The following is a 20937-nucleotide window of genomic DNA, read 5'->3' on the forward strand; positions in this document are numbered from 1 at the left end:
TATTTGGCGGGGTTTTTCAAAATCCCCGTTATTTTTTTAGATAAAAAAGAGTTTTGCAAAAATGGAAAGAGAGGGCTTTTAGTAAAGATGTTTGATTTTTTTAAAAGGAAGAAAATTCCAATTGACAAAGAAAAAATGCCAAGACACATTGCAATTATCATGGATGGTAATGGTAGATGGGCAAAAAAAAGAGGACTGCCACGTTCAGCTGGTCACAGATTCGGTGCGCAAAAGTTGAAAGAGATAGTCTTGTTTGCTGATGAAATTGGTTTAAAATATATTACTGTGTATGCTTTTTCGACAGAGAATTGGAAAAGGCCGAAGGATGAGGTTGAAAATCTTATGAATCTTCTTCGAGAGTTTTTTGACACAGAGATAGAGAATCTCATTAATAAAACGCAAATAAAAATCAGGGTAATAGGAGATATTTCAAAGCTTGATAAGGATATTCAAGAGAGAATTATAAGTGCCGAGGAGAGGACAAAAGATAAAACAGGACTTTGTGTAGTTATAGCTTTGAACTATGGGGGTAGAAGCGAGATTATAAATGCAGTAAAAAATTTGGCTTTAGATATCAAGAGTGGTAAAATTGATATCGAAGCTATTAATGAAGAGCTTTTTAAGAACTATCTTTATACAAAGGATATTCCTGATCCTGACCTTTTGATTCGACCAAGTGGCGAGATGAGGGTCTCTAATTTTCTTTTGTGGCAGATATCTTATACCGAGTTTTGGTTTTCAAATGTGCTTTGGCCAGACTTTAAAAAGGAACATCTTTTAAAGGCTATTGAAGACTATCAGAAAAGAGAAAGAAGATTTGGTGGTGTAAAATAGGTTTTGGAGGAAAGGTTATGAAGCAAAGGATATTTACAGCTATTTGGGGTATAGCTTTAGTTGCTGCAGTAAATATCTTAGGTGGTATTCCACTCAAAGTTTTTGGAATTGTTGTTGCAGTGGTTGGGATTTATGAGTTTTTGTCTGTTTATAAAATCGAAAAGTACATGATGTATCTGAGCATGCTTGCGAGCATTATTTTTTTTATAATTCCAGTTGATTTTTCGAAGAAAACTTTTATACTCTTCATTACTCTGTTTTTATTTGCGTTTATAGAAAGTTTCAAAAATGAGGTTGCGGCAAAGAGCATAGTATATTCTATTTTTTCCTTTATATATGTGTTATTGCCTATTTTCTTTTTGGTGTCCCTTTATGATTTTGAAAATGGCAAGAAACTTATTTGGCTTCCCTATCTTGTGTGCTGGGCAACTGACACTTTTGCGTATTTTATTGGTATAACATTCGGCAAACGAAGAGTGTGGAGCAGTATAAGCCCCAAAAAGAGCTTAGAAGGATTTATTGGTGGAATGATTGGTGGTATAATTGCCGTTTGGTTTTATTTAAGTATTTTGTGCTACGCGAAGTTTGACTTTAAAGTTTTTATAACTGGTTTGATTGCAGGTGGAGGTCTTTCTGTTATTGCTCACACGGGTGATTTGTTTGCTTCTATGCTAAAAAGAGAGCAGAACAAAAAAGACTTTGGCTATATTTTACCAGGACATGGTGGTATTCTAGATAGGTTTGACAGCTTAATAATGGTTGCACCAGTAATATACCTTCTTGCTAAGATAGGAATATTTTGATATTACTTTTTAGAAGGAGCGAAGGATATGACAAAAAAAATTTGCATCTTAGGGTCAACTGGTTCAATTGGACGTCAAGCAGTAGATGTTGCAAAGAGGTTAGGAATAAAGGTGGTAGGACTTTCTGCATATCAGAATATTGGAATGCTCATATCCCAAGCAAAAGATCTGAACCCAGAGATTCTTTGCATAGGTGATGAGAGGTATTATACTATTTTAAAAGAGCAATTTCCTAATAAAATAATTATAGCAGGTCAAAAAGGACTGATTGAGCTTGCAACTTATGAAAATGCTGACCTTATTTTAAACGCATTAGTGGGAATATCAGGGTTAGTTCCAACCATTGAAGCAGTAAAAGCAGGTAAAAAGGTTGCACTTGCCAACAAAGAGACGTTAGTTGTTGGGGGAAAAATTATAAAACAGATGATCAAGGACAAATCAAATGAAAACCAAGACTACATTTTGATTCCCGTTGATTCAGAGCACAGTGCTATCTTCCAGTGTCTTATAGGTGAGGACAATAAAAATGTCAAAAGAATAATATTAACAGCTTCAGGCGGACCATTTAGAGGTAAGAAATTAGACCAACTAAAAAATGTCAAAATAGAAGATGTACTTTCGCATCCTACATGGAGAATGGGGAAAAAAATAACAGTTGATTCTGCAACGCTAATTAACAAGGGTTTTGAAGTTATTGAAGCAATGTTTTTCTTTGACAAAAAAACTGATGAGATTGATGTTGTAATACATCCCCAAAGTATTATACATTCAATGGTGGAGTTTGTTGATGGCTCTATAAAAGCTCAGATTTCAAATCCAGATATGCGACTTCCAATTGAATACAGTTTAACATATCCCAAAAGGGGTATCTGTTTAATAGAGCCTCTTGACTTTAGCAAATTAAAGCAGCTTACATTTGAAGAGCCTGATTTTGAGACATTCTTTTTGCTCAAGCTCGCATATGATTGTGCACAAAAAGGGGAAAGTTATCCAGTTGTTTTAAATGCGGCTGACGAAGAAGCAGTTAAATTTTTCTTGGAGGGGAAGATAACATTTGTTGATATGATGAATTATGTAGCAAAGGTTGTTGAGAACCACAGGCCACAACAAATCAATTCAATTGAGGACATCTTAGAGGTTGATAAAATAGCAAGGATGGAACTCAAAAAAATAGTGGAAGGTGAGATGTCTTGATAAATCTTTTGATAGCTTTAATTGTCCTCACAATTGTGATACTTATTCATGAATTTGGTCATTTTATTGTTTGCAAATTATCAAGAGTACTTGTAGAAGAGTTTGCCATTGGGTTTGGTCCAAAGATTTTTAGCATCAAAGGTAAAGAGACAGAATATTCTGTAAGAGCTTTTTTAATAGGCGGCTATGTAAGACCTCTTGGTGAGGACCAGGAAGTAGACCATCCACGTGCACTAAATAAGGCAAAAGTTCATAAAAGGATTTTGATGGTGGTAATGGGTCCTTTGATGAATTTTGTCCTTGCAATTGTCATCATGATGGGTATAGGCTATTTTGTTGGTTTTGGAACAAATATAATTGGTAAAGTTGAGCCTACTATGCCTGCATATCAAGTAGGAATAAAACCAGGAGATAAAATAATTGAGCTTGATGGCAATCGTGTATTTGTATGGGACCAGGTAAGCTTCTATTTAGCAGTTCATAATATGCTCTACAAAGACAAACCTCTTGAAGTTAAAGTTTTAAGAGATGGTCAGGAATACAGTTTCTTTGTTACTCCAAAATATGATCCTAATACAAAGTCAAAGCGAATAGGTATATCACCCAAAATTTCACAGAAGAATTTTTTAAATAGCGTCTATTATAGCATATTTGCCACATATGCTGAGATTAAGGAGACTATTTATGGAGTTGTTTTAATATTGTCGGGCAAGGTATCTGGGTCTGAGGTAATGGGACCTGTTGGAATAGTAAAAACAATTGGGCAGGCGGCAAATGCTGGGTTTAAGCAAAACTTTATAAGCGGGCTTTTAAACATTTTGTGGCTTATGCAGCTCATTTCAGTAAACCTTGGTGTTATAAACCTCATTCCGTTCCCTGCGCTTGACGGAAGCAGACTTGTGTTTTATTTATACGAAGCAGTAGTGGGAAGGCCATTTAACAGGGAAAAGGAAGCGCTGATTCATACAATTGGGTTTGTGCTGCTCCTTTTACTACTTGTAATTGTCACTTTTAATGATATCAAAAACATCATAATGCCTGGAAGGTGACATGTTTGACAAGAAAGATAAAGATTGGCAATCTTTATATTGGTGGCGGTGAGCCAATTAGGATTCAGTCAATGACAAATACAAAGACAAAAGATGTTGAAAAGACAGTTGAGCAGATACTCAGACTTGAAAGTTTGGGCTGCGAAATAATAAGAGTTGCAATACCTGATATGGAAAGTGCAAAAGCTATTGAAAAAATCAAGGCTAAGATTCATATTCCGATTGTTGCTGATATTCATTTTGATTATAAACTTGCACTTGAGGCTATTTACAATGGAGCTGATAAGATAAGGATTAACCCTGGTAATATTGGAGGACCTGAAAAGGTAAAGAAAATAGTTGATGAAGCCAAAAGATATGGTATTCCTATCAGAGTTGGGGCAAACTCAGGTTCTCTTCCGAAAGAGATATTGGAAAAATACAAATCACCAACGCCTGAAGCAATTGTTGAGGCAGCCCTCAACCAGGTAAGACTTTTGGAAAGTTTTGATTTTGACAATATTGTAATATCTGTAAAGTCATCTGACGTTTTGACAACTATCAAAAGTTATGAAATTTTGTCAAGAAAGACAAGCTATCCACTTCACGTTGGACTTACAGAAGCAGGGACATTTATTGCAGGGTGTGTAAAGTCAAGTATTGCAATTGGTCATCTGCTTCTTCAAGGTATTGGAGACACAATAAGGGTGTCTCTTACTGATGATCCTGAAAAAGAGGTAACTGTTGCAAAAGAGATTCTAAAGGGGTTAAAATTAAAAAAGGGTGTGAATATAATCTCATGTCCAACATGCGCAAGGTGTAACGTAGATTTAATCAAGATTGCAAATGAGGTTGAAAAGAGAATTGGAAATTTGGATTTGGATATTAGCGTTGCAATAATGGGCTGTGCAGTAAATGGTCCTGGTGAGGCAAAAGAAGCTGATATTGGAATTGCCTGCGGCATTGGAGAGGGACTTTTGTTTAAAAAAGGAAAGATTGTAAAGAAGGTAAAAGAAGATGATCTTGTTGATGAGCTGATACGAGAGATTTATTCTCTTTATAAAACATGAGGTGAAATGATGAATAATAAAGTGGTTTGTTTGATTCCTGCGTACAATGAGGAAAAAAGGATAGGGTCGGTTATAGAGGTTGTGAAAAAGTGTACGCTTGTTGATGAAATTTATGTGATAGACGATGGCTCTGAGGACAAGACAGCAGAGGTTGCAAAAGAAAAGGGTGCACATGTTTTAAAACTATACCAAAATATGGGTAAAAGCTATGCAATCTTCTACGGTGTTGAAAACACTCAAAGTGACGTAGTTTTAATGCTTGATGCTGACCTTATAAATCTCAAAGTTGAAGATGTTGAAAATCTTATTTTACCTGTTTTAGAAGATAAAGCTGATATGACAATAGGGATATTTTCAGAAGGTAGATTTTCTACAGATTTAGCTCAGAAAATTTCACCCTTTTTGTCTGGTCAAAGATCAATAAAAAGATGGGTTTTTGATAAGATATTAGAATCAAGAAAAGACATTAAAGATTTGGGCTATGCAATTGAGATTATCTTGACAGAATATGCAAAAAAACTGAACTTAAGAGTTTTGACAGTTGAACTGCCCCATGTTTCCCATGTTATGAAAGAGGAAAAGCTGGGATTTTTCAAAGGTGCTCAGCACAGAATGAAAATGTATAGAGAAATTATTAAAGGATATGTCAATCTCAAAAAAAGTAGGGATGAGGCATGAGTGAGGTGGCTTATTTACCACTCAAACCTGTCAAGGTTGAATTTGACAAAGCGAATAAGTTTCTGAAAATATACATTGATGATATTAAGGGGTTAGATGAAATAAATTTAATTGAACTTGAAAGTAGATTCAAAAATTCCTTGGATATTTGCGAAGATGTAGAGGTTAAACTTTTGAATAACAAGGTTGTGAATATAAAAGAACTTTTACAGAAACACAAATGGTTTTTGGTCTATAAGATATCAAAAAAGTGCAATGGGCTCAAGGCATTTTTAAAAGAGTGCGAGATTACTTTAGAAGGTGACAAGCTTGTATTTTTAGTGCCAAATGGAATTAGAGATATAATGCTTGAAAGAAAGTTAGATGTGCTTGTCAGGGATATTTTAAGTGAAGAGTTTGGCTGCAAGTGTGATGTAGAGTTTAGGATTAAAGACTTTTATATTCACTTTGACTTTGATAGTGAAATTGAAAACTATTTGAAAGAGTCTGAAGAGAAGAGAAAGGAAAAAGAAACGAAAGAAGCCGATAAAAAAGATATTCAGCAAGATCCAGATGTCATATTTGGCAAAAGAATTAACGAAAAAGAAGAAATAACTCCTATTTCTTTAATAAAGGTAGGCAGCAAGTGTATAATTGAGGGTGAAGTTTTCAATATTGAGATAAAAGAGACAAAAAACCAGAATATACTCATTTACAAACTGTATGTCACAGATTACAACACATCTACCTATGTCAAAATTGTTGCAAAAAAAGACAATATCCCAACTTCAATTTCTGTGGGAGATTATATAAAAATTGAAGGAAACGTTGAGTTTGATGAGTTCGAAAAGGCAATTGTTGTAAATGCAAAGAATGTAAACAGAGCTGTGAAACCTGAAAGGCTTGACACAGCTGAGGTAAAAAGGGTAGAACTTCACGCCCACACAAAGATGTCTACTATGGATGCTGTGTGTTCAGCAGAAGAACTTATAAAGACTGCTGCAAAATGGGGGCACAGGGCAATTGCAATTACTGACCATGGCGTTGTACAAGCATTCCCAGAAGCCCAGGAAGTGAGTAAGAGTGAAGATGTTAAGGTCATATACGGAATGGAATGCTATCTGATTGACGACGGTGTGCCTGTTGTATATAATCCGAAAGAAAACCAGAGCTTAGACACTACTTTTGTAGTTGTTGATATTGAGACAACAGGTTTTGACAACCAAAAAGACAGGATAATTGAGATTGGAGCTGTTAAGATAGAAAACGGTGAGATTGTTGATAGATTTTCAACATTTGTGGACCCGGAAGGAAAGATTCCTATTAGAATATCTGAACTAACAGGTATTTACCAGAATATGGTAGATAATGCTCCAAAGCTTTCAGATGCTATACTGGAATTTGAGAAGTTCTGCAGTGGAGCCATTTTGGTTGCACATAATGCACAGTTTGATATTGGATTTTTGAAAAGGTCTTATCAAGAGTGCGGCCTTATCTTTGACTATACATATATAGATACGTTAGAGCTTTCAAGAAGAGTGCTTACAGATTTATCCTCCCATAAGTTAAACAAAGTGGCAGAATTTCTAAATATTGAACTTAAACATCATCACAGAGCAGACTCTGATGCTGAAACTACTGCAAAGATTTTTATAAGTCTGATTGAAAAGCTAAAAAGTCGAGGATATAAATATTTAAGAGAACTTAATACTATTGAAACAAATACAAAAGCAGATTTGAAATCGCATAGCTACCATGCCACAATACTTGTAAAAAATCAGCAGGGGCTAAAGAACCTCTATAAGCTTGTTTCATATTCTCATCTTGAGTATTTTTATAAACGACCAAGAATTCCCAAAAGTGTTTTAATACAGCTAAAAGATGGTCTTATTTTAGGAAGCGCATGTGAGTCAGGAGAAATTTTTAGGGCAATTATGGAAGGGAAGAGCGATGAGGAGCTTGAGAAGATAGCATCACTTTACGATTTTCTTGAAATTATGCCTATTGAGAATAACTCTTTTTTAATTAGAGAAGGATATTTAAAGGATGAAGAGCAGCTCAGACAAATCAACAAAAAGATATATCAGCTTGGGAAAAAACTAAATAAGTTGGTTGTTGCAACGTCTGATGCGCATTATTGCCATCCTCATCAGAGAATCTTGCGGCAAATTCTAAAGCACAACCAAGGTTACGATGACGTAGAAACTGATCCATATTTATACTTTAGAACAACTGATGAGATGCTGAAAGAGTTCGAATATCTTGGCAAAGAAGCAGCATATGAAGTTGTTGTTGAGAACACCAATAAAATTGCTGATATGATAGAGGATGTAAAACCAATACCTGATGAGACATTCCCGCCAAAGATTGAAGGCGCTGAAGAAGAGATTTACAACATGACAATGAAAAGGGCTCATGAGATATATGGAGAACCGCTTCCGGAGATTGTTAAGCAGAGACTTGAAAAAGAGCTAAATTCTATTATAAAAAATGGGTTTGCTGTGATGTATTTGATTGCGCAAAAACTTGTGTCAAAGTCGTTGTCAGATGGATACTTGGTTGGTTCACGTGGTTCTGTTGGTTCATCACTTGTTGCTACAATGTGTGGAATTACAGAGGTAAATCCACTGCCACCGCACTATGTTTGTCCAAACTGTAAGTATTCTGAGTTTGTGACAGATGGAACAGTTGGCTGTGGTTATGACCTTGAGGACAAAGACTGTCCAAGGTGTGGTACAAAACTTAGAAAAGACGGGCATGATATACCATTTGAGACTTTTTTAGGTTTTGATGGTGACAAAGAACCTGATATAGATTTGAACTTCTCAGGTGAATATCAGCCCATTGCACATAAGTTCACAGAAGAGCTTTTTGGACAGGGTTATGTTTTCAGAGCAGGGACAATCTCAACAGTTGCTGAAAAGACTGCACATGGGTTTGTTACAAAGTATGCAGAGGAAAAAGGACTGAGCTTGCACCCGGCAGAGGTTTTAAGACTTTCGCAGGGCTGCACAGGTGTTAAACGTACAACAGGCCAGCACCCAGGTGGGCTTATGATTGTTCCAAAAGACAAAGAGATTTTCGACTTTACACCAATTCAGCATCCTGCAGATAGCGAGGACAAAAGTGTAATTACAACCCACTTTGACTATCATGCAATCTCTGGAAGATTATTAAAACTTGATATACTTGGACATGACGACCCTACTGTAATAAGAATGCTTCAGGACTTAACGGGAGTTGACCCGCGATCAATCCCACTTGATGACAAGGCTACTTTGTCAATCTTTACAAGTACAGAAGCGCTTGGAATTTCTCCTGAGGATATTGACTGTGAAGTTGGGACTTTTGGCATACCAGAATTTGGTACAAGATTTGTAAGACAGATGCTGATAGAGACAAAACCAAAGTCGTTTGCTGAGCTTGTTAGAATATCAGGGCTTTCCCATGGAACAAATGTGTGGACAAATAACGCACAGGATCTTGTCAGAAACGGCATTGCAACGTTAAAAGAGGTAATCTCAACTCGTGACGATATAATGCTATACCTTATTCAAAAAGGTGTTCCGCCGAAAGACAGTTTTAGAATAATGGAGGATGTTCGAAAAGGGAAAGGTTTAAAACCAGAAGACGAAGAGCTTTTGAGAAGCTATGGTGTGCCAGAGTGGTATATAGAAAGCTGTAAGAAAATCACATACATGTTTCCAAAGGCACACGCTGCTGCTTATGTCATGATGGCATTTAGGATTGCCTACTTTAAGGTTCATTATAAAGAAGCTTTCTATGCAACATACTTCACAGTCAGAGCAGATGACTTTGATTATGCAACCATATTAAAGGGAAGAGAGTTTATAAGACAAAAGATAAGAGACATGGAGAATAGAATGAATACTCTATCTCAAAAGGACAAAAACCTTCTGACAGTGCTTGAGATAGCAAATGAGATGTTAGCAAGAGGTCTTAAGTTTTATCCTGTTGATTTGAACGAATCAGATGCAGAAAAGTTTATAATAAAAGATGGGGGACTTTTGATTCCATTTAATGCCTTGCCGAACGTTGGAATTGCTGCTGCACGAAATATTGTTGAGGCAAGAAAGGAAGGAAAATTTTTGTCCATTGATGACCTTCAGAGAAGAGCAAAACTAAATAAACAGGTAATTGAGATATTGACACAGTACAAGGTTTTAAAGGATTTACCTCAGACAAGCCAGCTAAGTTTCTTCTAAATATTGGAAAAATATGGAAAGGGATATTGAGATGAGAGCGATTATTATATCAAACGGCAGTGTGGAAGATAAAGCTTTTTATGAAGAATATTTAAAAACGGCAAATTTTGTTATTTGCTGTGACGGCGGCGCGAATGTTGCATACAACTATGGTTTTTTGCCAGACTTGATATTAGGCGACTTTGACTCTGTTGACAAAGATGTTTTGGAATATTTTAGGTGTAAAAATGTAAAAATTATGGAATTTCCACGTGAAAAAGACAAAACTGATACCCAGATTGCGGTTGAGTACTTAGTTGAAAGAGGTTTTGATGAGATAGTGATGCTTTCTTGCACAGGAAGAAGGATTGACCATGTGCTGGCAAACATCACACTTTTATATTATCTACTTGAACGCAATATAAAAGGTCTTATTGTTGATAATAATAATATCATTACAATGACAAAAGACAAGATAAAAATAGAAGGAAAAAAAGGACATATTCTATCTTTGCTACCATATACAAAAACAGTAAAAGGCATCTCAACTAAAGGTTTGTATTATCAACTAAAAGATGGTAGCATGGAATTTGGCAATCCCTATGGTGTATCAAATGTTATTATAGAAGATGAAGCAATTGTTGAGGTAGAAGATGGGGTATTATTGGTAATATTATCAAGTGATTAAATTCGATAAAAGTAATCATACTAAAGAGTAGAGGTGCTATTTTAAAAAAGGGGGTCAAAGCTGATGCTCGGATTTATAATGACCCTGATTGTTGCAGCAATTGCAGGTTATATTGGTGATGCACTAACCAAGTACAAGATGCCAGGTGGTTTTATTGGAGCAATGATTGCAGGGCTCGTTGGTTCATGGATTGGAGCATATATCCCATTTTTCAAAAAACTTGGTCCTGTTATAGCCGGAATTCCGATTATTCCAACCATACTTGGCGCTGCGATATTCATCTTTGTGTTAGGACTGTTTAGAAAAGGTGCTGAAGAGGCAACCAAATCACAACAATAGTAACAATTGGCTGATAAGGTACAACTCCTTATCAGCCTTTGTTTTTGGTAAGATAGTTTAGACATGTTATCTAAAAGGTTTTTGAAAAGTTTGTTTAAAAAATCAATAGTTTTTAGTCGCAAATAATTGTATAGTCTATATTAGAAGAAAATTTTTGCGAATTAATATACAAATACTGTGTAGGAGGTAAAAGAAAAGTGGCAAGTGTAAGATTAAAAGGTGTTTATAAGAGATATCCTGGTGGTGTTACAGCTGTTTCTGATTTTAACCTTGACATTGAGGACAAGGAATTTATAGTATTGGTTGGACCATCTGGTTGTGGTAAGACAACAACTCTTAGAATGATTGCTGGACTTGAAGAGGTCACAGAGGGCGAAATCTACATAGGGGACAAGCTGGTAAATGACGTTCCTCCAAAGGACAGAGATATTGCAATGGTTTTCCAGAACTATGCTTTGTATCCGCACATGACTGTTTTTGAGAATATGGCATTTGGTCTTAAACTCAGAAAATTTCCAAAAGATGAGATAAAGAGACGAGTTCATGAGGCAGCAAAGATTTTGGGCATTGAGCACTTGCTTGACAGAAAGCCAAAGGCTTTGTCTGGTGGTCAAAGACAGAGAGTTGCGCTTGGGCGTGCTATTGTCAGAGAGCCAAAGGTATTCCTGATGGATGAGCCTCTTTCAAACTTGGACGCTAAGCTCAGAGTCCAGATGAGAACAGAGCTGTCTAAACTTCATAAGAGACTTGGAACAACATTCATCTACGTTACACACGACCAGACAGAAGCTATGACAATGGGTACAAGAATTGTTGTTATGAAAGATGGATTTATTCAGCAAGTAGACACTCCACAAGTTTTGTATGAGCAACCTGCAAACCTGTTTGTTGCTGGCTTTATTGGTTCACCTCAGATGAACTTCATTGAGTCAAGAATTGAGCAAAAGGATAAGAACTTGTACGTTGTATTTGGTAACAATGCAATAAAACTTCCAGAAGGAAAGGCTAAGAAGGTTGAAGAGCTTGGCTATGTTGGTAAAGAGGTTATAATGGGTATCAGACCTGAGGACTTACACGATGAAGAGATATTCCTGCAGACAGCTCAGGATGCTGTTGTTGATGCCCATGTTGATGTTGTTGAGATGCTTGGTTCTGAAACACTTTTGTATGTAGTTGTTGATGGTCTTAACCTCATTGCAAGAGTTGACCCAAGGTCAAAGACAAAAGCTGGTGACAAGATTAAACTTGCATTTGATGCAAACAGAATTCACCTGTTTGACAAAGAGACAGAAAAGGCAATTGTTCACTAAGCAAAAGAAGAATAAGCCCTTGCCAACATTTAAAAGTGGCAGGGGTTTTTTGTTTTCAAAAACCTTTTACAATCGCAAAGAAAAAAAGTATAATAGATTTATAAAATACTATGGAAAAGGGTGAGGTATAACGTTATGATGACACAAAAGGTAATTGATCTGTTAGAGCAAGCAAAAGATATCATCGAGGATGAATTCGGATATATAGAGGCTGATGGAAGAGTTGTTTATAGTTCAAACCCACTTTCTCAAAATAGAATCAACACTGTTGCTATTGACATGATAAAAACAGACACAGATCTTGAAATCTTTGAAGGACGCACATATAAGGTTTTTAGAACCCAAACAGACACATATGTACTGTATATAAACAACACAGAACCACATGCTGAAAAGCTTTTGGACATGCTTAACCTTGTTGTGATGAAGGCAAAAGAGCCTGCTTCTGCTTATGATAAGAAATTGTTTATCAAGAATCTATTGTACGACAACATTTTACCAGGTGAAATTTACACAAAAGCAAGAGAACTGCATATCGCAACAGGTGCGACACGGGTTGTTTTTGCTATATATATTCCAAATGCAAAAGAAATCAAAGATATTAATGTTGGAGAGATTTTGACAAGCATCTTTCCAAAGAGCACGAAGGATTTCATTATTCAGCTTGACAATAACATACTTGTGTTCATAAAAGAGCTAAAGCCTGGTTCTACTGATGAGGATGCCTATAAGGTAGCAAGGATTATACTTGATACTCTTAACTCTGAACTTCTTTTAAAAGCGTATATCGGAATTGGCTCTGTTGTTGATGATATCAAAGAGCTTTCAATGTCATACAAAGAAGCTGAAGCAGCGCTAAAAATTGGTTATATATTTGAAAAGGACAAATATATAGTAAGCTATCACAAACTTGGGCTTGGAAGGCTCATATACCAAATGCCAACAAAGCTTTGTGAGATGTTCTTAGAAGAAGTCTTCAAGGACGTAAAACTCTCTGACTTTGATCCAGAGCTAATACAGACTGTTGAGATGTTCTTTGAGTGCAACTTAAATGTCTCAGAAACAGCAAGACAGCTTTATATCCACAGGAATACCTTGGTATACAGGCTTGATAAGATTGAAAGAATGATAGGGCTTGATTTGAGAAAGTTTGAGGATGCTATTATCTTTAAGATGGCTATGCTTGTGAATCAATATCTTGAATATACAAAGGGGAATATAACATTTTAGAGAATATTGCAGGTGAATTTAGATGGTAAAGTTTATAAATGTGAGCAAAAGGTATCCTAATGGGGTACTTGCGCTCAGTTCAGTAAACCTGACAATAGAAAAAGGAGAGTTTGTATTTATAGTAGGTTCAAGTGGTGCGGGGAAATCTACGTTGGTTAAACTTCTTTTAAAAGAGATTGAACCAACCGAAGGTGAGATAATCGTTGGCGAGTACAATCTGAATAAACTTTCTAAGAGAGAAATACCTTATTACAGAAGAAAGATTGGCATTGTATTTCAGGATTTTAGGCTTTTACCGAACAAGACTGTGTATGAAAATGTTGAGTTTGCTATGCAAATAACAGGGGCACCTTCAAAGCTTATCAGAAGGCAAGTTCCTTTTGTACTGTCGCTTGTTGGGCTTGCGCACAAGGCAAAATGTTACCCGCACGAACTTTCAGGTGGTGAGCAGCAGCGGGTTGCCTTGGCGCGAGCAATTGTCAACAAGCCTTCGTTGCTAGTTGCTGATGAACCAACTGGAAATCTTGACCCTGATACCTCGTGGGAGATAATGAGACTTTTAGAGGATATAAATAAAAGGGGTACAACAGTTTTAGTTGCAACACATGCAAAAGAGATTGTGGATAGCATGAGAAAAAGAGTTATTGCAATTGACAACGGCAGGATTGTCAAAGACCAACCTAAAGGGGTTTACAGCTATGAGACTTCAGACGTTCAAGTACTTTTGCAAAGATGGATTTAAGAATATATTTTTAAATAAGACCATGGCTGCTGCTTCTATCTCAATAGTGGTAGCAGCCTTAACTGTGGTTGGGGTTTTCATTGCAATTGCGTTGAATTTAGGATATATTTCAGAGCAAATAGAAAAGACTGTTGATATAAGAGTAATTCTCCAAAAAGGTCAAGAAGATAAAGTACCTGTGATAGAAGAGTTTTTGAGAAAGAATGCACAGGTTCGAAGTTATGATTATATAAGTCCTGAAATGGCGCTTGAAGATTTCAAAAAAAAGCTTGGAAAGAATTCTTTTCTTTTGGAGGGACTTGAAAAAGACAATCCTCTTCGGGGTTATTTTATTGTAAGACCTGTAAAAATAGAATACACAAAAGAGCTTGCAAAAGCATTAGAAAATTTACAAGGAGTTGCTCAGGTTTACTTTCCGTCTCAAACGGTTGATAAGTTAAAGAGGATAATGAAAATACTAAATATCTTGTGTATAGCTTTGATTTTAGGTCTGTACATGGTAGCAGTATTTATAATAGCAAATACAATAAAGATTACCCTTTTTGCAAGAAGGAGAGAAATCTCTATAATGAGATATATTGGTGCAACAAATCGGTTTATAAGCGGTCCTTTTGTTGTTGAAGGCTTTATAATTGGAATATTGGGAGCAACTTTTGCATATGCTATAGTGCTTTTAATATATCATTACTCGATAAAGTACCTCTCGCAAACAATCGCCTTTGTGGATTTTGTTAATATCTCTACTTATAAGTACAAGATATTAGGATTGTTTATTCTAACTGGAAGTATGGTTGGCATTTTAGGAAGTCTAATTTCGCTAAGAAGATATCTCAAAGCTTAATATAGCCTCTTTTTTCTGAAGAGGAGGTTTTTTACTTTGGTGAGAAAACTTAAAATTGTAATTTTATTTTTGGTTTTTGTTTTGTTTTTTGAAAGTGCTATATCTGATACACTGAAAGATTATCAGAACAAACTCAAATCTGTTGAGAAAAACAAAAAGAAGACTCAGCAAAAGATTACTGAAATAAAAAATAAACAGCAACAGGTTTTAGATCAGATAGATGATATTGACAGGGAGATTGACAAAACAAAAAGCCAAATTGATTTGTTAAAAAACAATATTCTTATTGTTGAGAACAGGATTAAAGATACCCAAGAGCAACTTCAACATGAGCAGGCAAAAAAGGAGGCATATTACCAGAAGTTCAAAGACAGAATTAGAGCAATATATGAGATGAACAATGTTTCAGTTTCGTACATAGAGATTTTGCTTGACTCGAAAAATTTGTCTGACTTTTTTACAAGGATGTATCTTTTTAACGATATAATTGAATATGATAAGCAAATACTAAATGAGTATGCAAAATCTATTGAGAATATAAAAAAGAAAAAGACAGAATTAGTTTTACTAAGGCAAGATTTAAACAACAAAAAAGCAGAGCTTGAAAAATATCAAAATTCGCTCATTGTTGAGCAACAAGAAAAGAAAAAGTTTTTGTCTGACTTAGAAAAAGAGCAGGACAAGTTAGAAAATATGCTTGATGAACTGGAAAGAGTTTCGAATGAACTTTCCAAAAAGATAAAAGAGATTTTGGCAAGACAAAAGACAAAGCGAATATATTCAGGTGGAAAGCTTTTATGGCCACTTGAGGGTTACTATGATATATCATCATATTTTGGAATGAGATTTCATCCTATTTTGAAAAAGAACAAGATGCATACAGGGATTGACATTGCTGCACCTTATGGTACAAGGGTTTTAGCAGCAGCTGATGGTGATGTGATCTTAGCTGGATGGGTTTCTGGATATGGGAAAACCATTATTTTAGACAATGGAAGTGGTATTAGTACGCTTTATGCTCATCTTTCTTCAATAAATGTCTCTGTTGGGCAAAAGGTGAAGAAAGGCGAATGCATAGGTAATGTTGGTTCAACCGGATATTCGACAGGTCCACACCTTCATTTTGAAGTGAGAATCAACGGCGATGTTGTCGACCCATTGAATTATCTGAAATAAGGGGCTGAAGAAAACATGAAGAAAAGACTCAATACTATAGCAATAATTTTGATAACTGCAGTGGCAACATACATTTTCACAACATATCTTTACTTTGGAAGTCCACTTTATACCAATAATTTGGTAACAAATCCCAAGCTCTCTAAGGTTATCTGGCTTTTGAAAAAGTACTATTATGAACCAAAGGATATTAGCGACCAAAAATTAATAGATGGTGCAATTGATGGGATTGCTGCAAGTGTGAATGACCCTTACACCGAATACTTTACAAAAAAAGAATTTAACGAGTTTGTGATTCAGAGCAAAGGAACATACTTTGGAATTGGTATTAAAATAGAGCCAGGTGAGCATTATATAGAAGTTGTAACCTCTTTTGAGGGCTCGCCTGCATATATGGCAGGTATAAAACCGGGTGATAAGATTATAAAGGTAAATGGCATTAGTCTAACTGCAAAGGATATTGACAAAGCAGCTAGTCTTATGAGAGGACCCAAAGGCACACCTGTTACTGTTACAGTTCTTCGCGATGGCAGTTCAAAACCAATAGATTTTAAGATAGTTAGAGACGAAATAAAGATAAAGACAGTGAGTAGCAAAATCTTTGATAATACCATAGGGTATATAAAGATAACAAACTTTGACGAGAACACTCCACAAGATTTTATGGCCGCGTATGATAAACTCAAAAGTAGCGGGTGCAGAGCTCTTATTATTGACCTTAGATTTAACCCTGGTGGACTTTTAGAGTCTGTTGTTGATGTTGCAAGCAACTTTCTCAAAAAAGGACAGCTTATAGTCTATCTTAAGGATAGATATAATAACAAGCAGTATTTTAAATCGTATAAAAATGGAGACACTGTAACACCTCTTGTTGTCTTGACAAATAGATATTCAGCCTCTGCTTCAGAGATTTTAGCCGGATGTTTAAAGGACCAAAAAAGAGCTAAAATTGTAGGTGAGAAGACTTTTGGAAAAGGTGTAGTTCAACAGGTATTTGAACTTGGTGATGGGTCAGCAATAAAGATAACAGTTAGTCAATACTTGCTTCCAAGCGGTGCGTATATCAACAAGAAAGGGATAAAACCTGACATTCAGGTTTTACAGCCAAAAGAGTATCAGGACAAAATGAACGTGCCACTGAATAAGGACTTGCAGCTTAAAAAGGCAATTGAAATTCTAAAAAGTAGCATTTGAGAAGATTTGAGGTGCAGTTTATGTTTAAGTTTTTCTGGCAGATATTTGAGCTAACAGGGCTTAACATATTTAGCCTTCTTTTTAGTTGGAATTTCTGGGTAATAATTATTTTAATAGCGTTTTTATACAAAAGAGAGCAAGAATTTGAGCAAAATGTGTTGGGCTATAATCGAAGGACATTAATTTACAAAGTGATTGAGTCGTCTATTGCAGGGCTTGTAGGTGGGTATATAGTGAGCTTAATTATTCTATTTTTTGGAATAGTGGTTGATGTAGATAGCTTTCTTTATCTTTGGTATATTGCATTGATTCTTGCTCTTATAAATCCAAGGTATCTTTGTTTTTCATATTCAGCAGGAATTATTTCAATAGTATCTTTGATATTTAAAAAACCAGCTGTAGATATTTCTGGGATACTATTAATTGTTGCAATTTTGCATTTTGTTGAGAGTCTTTTAATATTTTTAGACGGTTTCAGAGGAGCAATACCTGTTGTAATAAAACGAAGAAAAAAGGACGAATCTACCGGGTATTTAGATAACCATTCGATTACAGGCGCTTACCTGATGCAAAGGTTTTGGGGTATTCCGATGGTTATTATTGCGCTTAACTTTCAGGTATCTGCACCTACAGTAAAAATTAATTTGTTTGAACCTTCATGGTGGCCTTTGTTCAAACCCCAACAGGTAACTCCTACTACTTTGCTTCTTTTGACACCTATTGTAGCAGCACTTGGTTATGGCGATTTGGCTGTTTCTGATGAGCCACATGTGATTAGCAAAAAGAGTGCTTTTACCTTAAGTATATTTAGCATTGTACTTTTTGTTTTAAGTGCACTTTCATATAGAATCTATGCTTTTAAATGGATTGCAGCTTTATTTGCACCTATTGCTCATGAGAGCATAATACTTTTTCAGCAAAAAAAGCAAAAAGAGGGAAAATCAATATTTGAGGTAGAGGAGAATACAATCAAGGTGTTGTATGTTGAAGAAAATAGCGTTGCTGAAAAGATGGGAATTAGACCAGGTGACACATTGATTTCAATAAATGGTATTTTAATTCAATCAGAAAACGAACTTGAGAGGATATTTTCAGATGCACAGATTTATATGTGGGTGAAGGTAAAGGATAAAAGAGGAAAAATTAAAGAGCTTTACTATCAGGATTATGAAAATGGGATAAGAAACCTTGGTATAATAGTCATTACCAAAAATGTGATGCCAAACTATGAAATTGACACTGAGGGTTATTTTATATTTATTAAAAGTATAGCCAGCAAAATAAAAAGGTTTTTGTTCAATAAGACAAATTGATAATTCAAAATTTAATTATTTTTGGTTAATTTATACATTGATTTTTTTTATTATTAAAATAACATTACATGGTAATAAAGGGGTGATTCAATTATGTCATAAGTTTTATTCAATCAATGTTGATAAAAAGTAAATTTAACTTTAAGTTAGCAAGAAAAAATGTTACCAGCTGTTTAGTTAAAATCAAACTACAATAGCTGAAAGGAGGTTTTAAGTGATATGAAAAGAATGTATAGGTTTATAGGAGTTTTTATGTTAATATTATATATCGCTGGAATTTTTAAAGAACAAACAATTTTAGGGAACCCGACGATAAGTAAAAATGAAATTTTAAATTATGCAACATTTGATAAGTCAAAAATACGGGAAAATGATACAGTTACAAAAGCAGTTTATGAGAAAAATCCTTATTTTAATTCAATTCTAAAAAATAACATTTTGAGCAATAAATTAATAATAACACCAAATTATACAGATCCTGGTGAAGGTTCAATAAACATTACGTATACTCCTCGATGGTCAAGTGGTATTCTCTATAAAGATGAAGAAAAAGACGGCATTTTTTCAACGATTGCTGAAGAGTTATTGAGCATAGCTGAAGCAAATTATTATGTCAAAGTAGCGAGTTTGATATACGAAGTTGCATCTATTGCGTTTAATCTTATGCCGCAGGATATTGCAGTAACAGGATATGGAAAAGCAGCATTATATCATTCTTACTCATACTATAGTAAAATTGCCCAGGTTTATTACAGTAGCAAAAAAGAGTGGATTACGAAGGTAGATGTTGAACGTAAGGAAACCTATAGACATGCTTTAGTTTCATTTACAGATAAAAACGGATTTACGCGTACAAAGTCATATGATTTTATTCCAGCAAATGGATATGGCCCTATTGCTTCAGAAGTTTACAGTAGTTACTATTGGCAAGACAGTATAATGTATCAAGAAGCTTATCTTCGTTATTTATGGTCAAAACCAGCTTTGGTTCTTGCGTGGACTCATTGATAATGCTATTTTATAAAAGTTTTTGTAGGTGATAGAATTGTCAAAAAAAAGGTTTATTTCAATATTCGCGCTGGGTATAGCGGTGGTTATATTGATAGGAATGGGGATTTTAAACATTGTAGAAAGAAATATACAAAAAGATAAATCCATTGAGAAATCTAAGTTATTAGGCTACAGAAAGTATAATCCATCAATTTTTAAAACAGAAGCTGAGGTTATAATTCAAGAAGTTAAAGAAAGCAAAGATTATTTAAGATTCATAATAAGTGTCAAAATTGTTCCAACTAAAATTCCTTGCTCGTATAAAGGAATAATAGTCAAAGGCACATTGGACAAAAGTTTAAAAAAATATTTTCCTCCTTGGAGGCAAAACCTTGAATTTGGATACGATTTTAATACAATCCCAAATTATGTATTAGATGGCATCAAGAATAGAGGGATAGATGTCGGGTTAGCCACATTTATTCCTAAGATTACAACTGATAGTAATAAACTCAAAAGTTTATTTGTGAAAGACATACATGTGGAGATTAAATGGGTTGGGGGTTATGCCACTTTTACAATTCCAGCAGAGGACGTTAACTTTGTATACAAAAAACTGTAGTTTTAGTAATAAATATTATGATGAATAAAAGGAGGGCAAGGCTGAATTTCAAAATAGCTTTGCCCTTTAATTTTTTGTCTTTGCCAAGTAGTCAATTATGATTGCAGCTGCCAACCCTTCTATGAATATGTAAAGCGAATTTTGCAAAAGTCCCTGTGACAAAGTTTTTAAATCAATCTTATCAGACACATAGTGCAAAGATAGAAAATAAAATTTTATACCAAACAAAAACATTATGATAGAAATTGTTCCTATGATTAACAAAATCTTCTTTGAAACAGATGAAATCTTTCCAAATAGTCTTTTCTTTGTATTTCGCCTTTCCATTATTTGCACCTCATTCTAAGTTGACATAACTGATTTTTAAATAAATCATATCAAATCCTCTTCTAATATTCAAAGAAAAAATATGGATACTTAAGCTGTTATTTATGTATAGTTTGAGAAATAGCTGGCAAGAATATTTATATGGAAGGAGGTGCAAAGTCAAGATGAATAAAAAGGATTGGAAAGAAAGATTGATAAACTTTTTTGACACTAAAGGATTTTATATAATTGTAGTTGTTTGTCTTTTTATAATTGGTTTTTCAATTTATACAATTGCAACTACTGATTTTACGAAGTATGAGATTGAAGAAAAGCAAGATAATAATGTAAGCCTGAACAATAGCGATACCTCTAATGCAATTCCACAAGTTGGT

At 34.9% G+C, this 20937-nt stretch carries 19 protein-coding genes and 1 pseudogene; 19 read left to right on the top strand and 1 reads right to left on the bottom strand.

The window, feature by feature from the left end; translation table 11 throughout:
• Nucleotides 1-87: 87 nt before the first annotated feature.
• The 18 genes from H964_RS03765 (at nucleotide 88) to H964_RS03850 (ending at nucleotide 20236) form a co-directional block, all read left to right on the top strand.
• Nucleotides 88-834 carry an isoprenyl transferase gene (locus H964_RS03765; RefSeq protein WP_039764790.1) on the top strand — a complete coding sequence of 249 codons (747 nt, stop codon included), beginning with the start codon at nucleotides 88-90 and terminating at the stop codon, nucleotides 832-834.
• 17 nt (nucleotides 835-851) lie between these two features.
• On the top strand, nucleotides 852-1637 hold the full coding sequence (locus H964_RS03770) for a phosphatidate cytidylyltransferase (RefSeq protein WP_039764754.1): 786 nt from the start codon (nucleotides 852-854) through the stop codon (nucleotides 1635-1637).
• A gap of 27 nt (nucleotides 1638-1664) precedes the next feature.
• Nucleotides 1665-2831 carry a 1-deoxy-D-xylulose-5-phosphate reductoisomerase gene (locus tag H964_RS03775; RefSeq protein WP_039764756.1) on the top strand — a complete coding sequence of 389 codons (1167 nt, stop codon included), beginning with the start codon at nucleotides 1665-1667 and terminating at the stop codon, nucleotides 2829-2831.
• The gene (gene rseP, locus H964_RS03780) at nucleotides 2828-3880 is read left to right on the top strand and encodes an RIP metalloprotease RseP (RefSeq protein ID WP_237738183.1); all 1053 of its coding nucleotides are present in this window, start codon (nucleotides 2828-2830) and stop codon (nucleotides 3878-3880) included. Before H964_RS03775 ends, rseP begins: the two co-directional genes overlap by 4 nt.
• Nucleotides 3877-4929, top strand: coding sequence for a flavodoxin-dependent (E)-4-hydroxy-3-methylbut-2-enyl-diphosphate synthase (gene ispG / locus H964_RS03785; RefSeq protein WP_039764758.1), 1053 nt, complete (start codon nucleotides 3877-3879; stop codon nucleotides 4927-4929). The genes rseP and ispG overlap by 4 nt, the downstream gene beginning before the upstream one ends.
• Nucleotides 4930-4938: 9 nt before the next feature.
• Nucleotides 4939-5607 carry a glycosyltransferase family 2 protein gene (locus tag H964_RS03790; protein ID WP_039764760.1) on the top strand — a complete coding sequence of 223 codons (669 nt, stop codon included), beginning with the start codon at nucleotides 4939-4941 and terminating at the stop codon, nucleotides 5605-5607.
• Entirely contained in the window at nucleotides 5604-9812 is a 4209-nt protein-coding gene (locus H964_RS03795) for a PolC-type DNA polymerase III (protein ID WP_039764762.1), read from the top strand. The genes H964_RS03790 and H964_RS03795 overlap by 4 nt, the downstream gene beginning before the upstream one ends.
• Before the next feature lie 31 nt (nucleotides 9813-9843).
• On the top strand, nucleotides 9844-10479 hold the full coding sequence (locus H964_RS03800; protein WP_039764764.1) for a thiamine diphosphokinase: 636 nt from the start codon (nucleotides 9844-9846) through the stop codon (nucleotides 10477-10479).
• Between the two features lie 63 nt (nucleotides 10480-10542).
• On the top strand, nucleotides 10543-10818 hold the full coding sequence (locus H964_RS03805; RefSeq protein WP_039764766.1) for a GlsB/YeaQ/YmgE family stress response membrane protein: 276 nt from the start codon (nucleotides 10543-10545) through the stop codon (nucleotides 10816-10818).
• Nucleotides 10819-11015: 197 nt separating this feature from the next.
• Nucleotides 11016-12128 (top strand): ABC transporter ATP-binding protein, encoded by a 1113-nt coding sequence (locus H964_RS03810; RefSeq protein ID WP_011917850.1) that lies wholly within the window; start codon nucleotides 11016-11018, stop codon nucleotides 12126-12128.
• Between the two features lie 135 nt (nucleotides 12129-12263).
• On the top strand, nucleotides 12264-13358 hold the full coding sequence (locus H964_RS03815) for a PucR family transcriptional regulator (protein WP_039764768.1): 1095 nt from the start codon (nucleotides 12264-12266) through the stop codon (nucleotides 13356-13358).
• A 22-nt stretch (nucleotides 13359-13380) separates the two neighbouring features.
• Nucleotides 13381-14100: a cell division ATP-binding protein FtsE gene (gene ftsE / locus H964_RS03820; RefSeq protein WP_039764770.1), complete on the top strand. Its 720-nt coding sequence runs from the start codon at nucleotides 13381-13383 to the stop codon at nucleotides 14098-14100.
• The gene (gene ftsX, locus H964_RS03825) at nucleotides 14057-14941 is read left to right on the top strand and encodes a permease-like cell division protein FtsX (RefSeq protein WP_039764772.1); all 885 of its coding nucleotides are present in this window, start codon (nucleotides 14057-14059) and stop codon (nucleotides 14939-14941) included. Before ftsE ends, ftsX begins: the two co-directional genes overlap by 44 nt.
• Before the next feature lie 36 nt (nucleotides 14942-14977).
• On the top strand, nucleotides 14978-16117 hold the full coding sequence (locus tag H964_RS03830; RefSeq protein WP_039764773.1) for a murein hydrolase activator EnvC family protein: 1140 nt from the start codon (nucleotides 14978-14980) through the stop codon (nucleotides 16115-16117).
• A gap of 15 nt (nucleotides 16118-16132) precedes the next feature.
• On the top strand, nucleotides 16133-17311 hold the full coding sequence (locus H964_RS03835; protein WP_039764774.1) for a S41 family peptidase: 1179 nt from the start codon (nucleotides 16133-16135) through the stop codon (nucleotides 17309-17311).
• 20 nt (nucleotides 17312-17331) lie between these two features.
• Nucleotides 17332-18624, top strand: a complete 1293-nt coding sequence (locus H964_RS03840; protein WP_039764794.1) for a PDZ domain-containing protein — start codon at nucleotides 17332-17334, stop codon at nucleotides 18622-18624.
• A gap of 219 nt (nucleotides 18625-18843) precedes the next feature.
• Complete coding sequence (locus H964_RS03845) at nucleotides 18844-19632, top strand: hypothetical protein (RefSeq protein WP_039764775.1); 789 nt, start codon at nucleotides 18844-18846, stop codon at nucleotides 19630-19632.
• Between the two features lie 37 nt (nucleotides 19633-19669).
• Nucleotides 19670-20236 (top strand): hypothetical protein, encoded by a 567-nt coding sequence (locus tag H964_RS03850; protein ID WP_039764776.1) that lies wholly within the window; start codon nucleotides 19670-19672, stop codon nucleotides 20234-20236.
• 66 nt (nucleotides 20237-20302) lie between these two features.
• On the opposite strand, the gene H964_RS03855 is transcribed toward H964_RS03850, so the two are convergent.
• Entirely contained in the window at nucleotides 20303-20563 is a 261-nt protein-coding gene (locus H964_RS03855; RefSeq protein WP_039764778.1) for a hypothetical protein, read from the bottom strand.
• Nucleotides 20564-20727: 164 nt separating this feature from the next.
• Between H964_RS03855 and H964_RS03860 the strand changes: the two are divergent.
• Nucleotides 20728-20937 (top strand): annotated as a pseudogene (locus H964_RS03860) (M23 family metallopeptidase); the annotation flags it as partial.

Origin of the sequence: Caldicellulosiruptor sp. F32, assembly GCF_000404025.1 — a bacterium.
Lineage (GTDB): Bacteria > Bacillota > Thermoanaerobacteria > Caldicellulosiruptorales > Caldicellulosiruptoraceae > Caldicellulosiruptor > Caldicellulosiruptor saccharolyticus.

Excerpts from the sequence above, each read along its gene's own strand:
- H964_RS03765 (WP_039764790.1), top strand. The coding sequence starts at position 88 with ATGTTTGATTTTTTTAAAAGGAAGAAAATTCCAATTGACAAAGAAAAA.
- H964_RS03770 (WP_039764754.1), top strand. The coding sequence starts at position 852 with ATGAAGCAAAGGATATTTACAGCTATTTGGGGTATAGCTTTAGTTGCT.
- H964_RS03775 (WP_039764756.1), top strand. The coding sequence starts at position 1,665 with ATGACAAAAAAAATTTGCATCTTAGGGTCAACTGGTTCAATTGGACGT.
- H964_RS03790 (WP_039764760.1), top strand. The coding sequence starts at position 4,939 with ATGAATAATAAAGTGGTTTGTTTGATTCCTGCGTACAATGAGGAAAAA.
- H964_RS03795 (WP_039764762.1), top strand. The coding sequence starts at position 5,604 with ATGAGTGAGGTGGCTTATTTACCACTCAAACCTGTCAAGGTTGAATTT.
- H964_RS03800 (WP_039764764.1), top strand. The coding sequence starts at position 9,844 with ATGAGAGCGATTATTATATCAAACGGCAGTGTGGAAGATAAAGCTTTT.
- H964_RS03805 (WP_039764766.1), top strand. The coding sequence starts at position 10,543 with ATGCTCGGATTTATAATGACCCTGATTGTTGCAGCAATTGCAGGTTAT.
- H964_RS03815 (WP_039764768.1), top strand. The coding sequence starts at position 12,264 with ATGATGACACAAAAGGTAATTGATCTGTTAGAGCAAGCAAAAGATATC.
- ftsE (WP_039764770.1), top strand. The coding sequence starts at position 13,381 with ATGGTAAAGTTTATAAATGTGAGCAAAAGGTATCCTAATGGGGTACTT.
- ftsX (WP_039764772.1), top strand. The coding sequence starts at position 14,057 with ATGAGACTTCAGACGTTCAAGTACTTTTGCAAAGATGGATTTAAGAAT.
- H964_RS03835 (WP_039764774.1), top strand. The coding sequence starts at position 16,133 with ATGAAGAAAAGACTCAATACTATAGCAATAATTTTGATAACTGCAGTG.
- H964_RS03840 (WP_039764794.1), top strand. The coding sequence starts at position 17,332 with ATGTTTAAGTTTTTCTGGCAGATATTTGAGCTAACAGGGCTTAACATA.
- H964_RS03845 (WP_039764775.1), top strand. The coding sequence starts at position 18,844 with ATGAAAAGAATGTATAGGTTTATAGGAGTTTTTATGTTAATATTATAT.
- H964_RS03855 (WP_039764778.1), bottom strand. The coding sequence starts at position 20,563 with ATGGAAAGGCGAAATACAAAGAAAAGACTATTTGGAAAGATTTCATCT.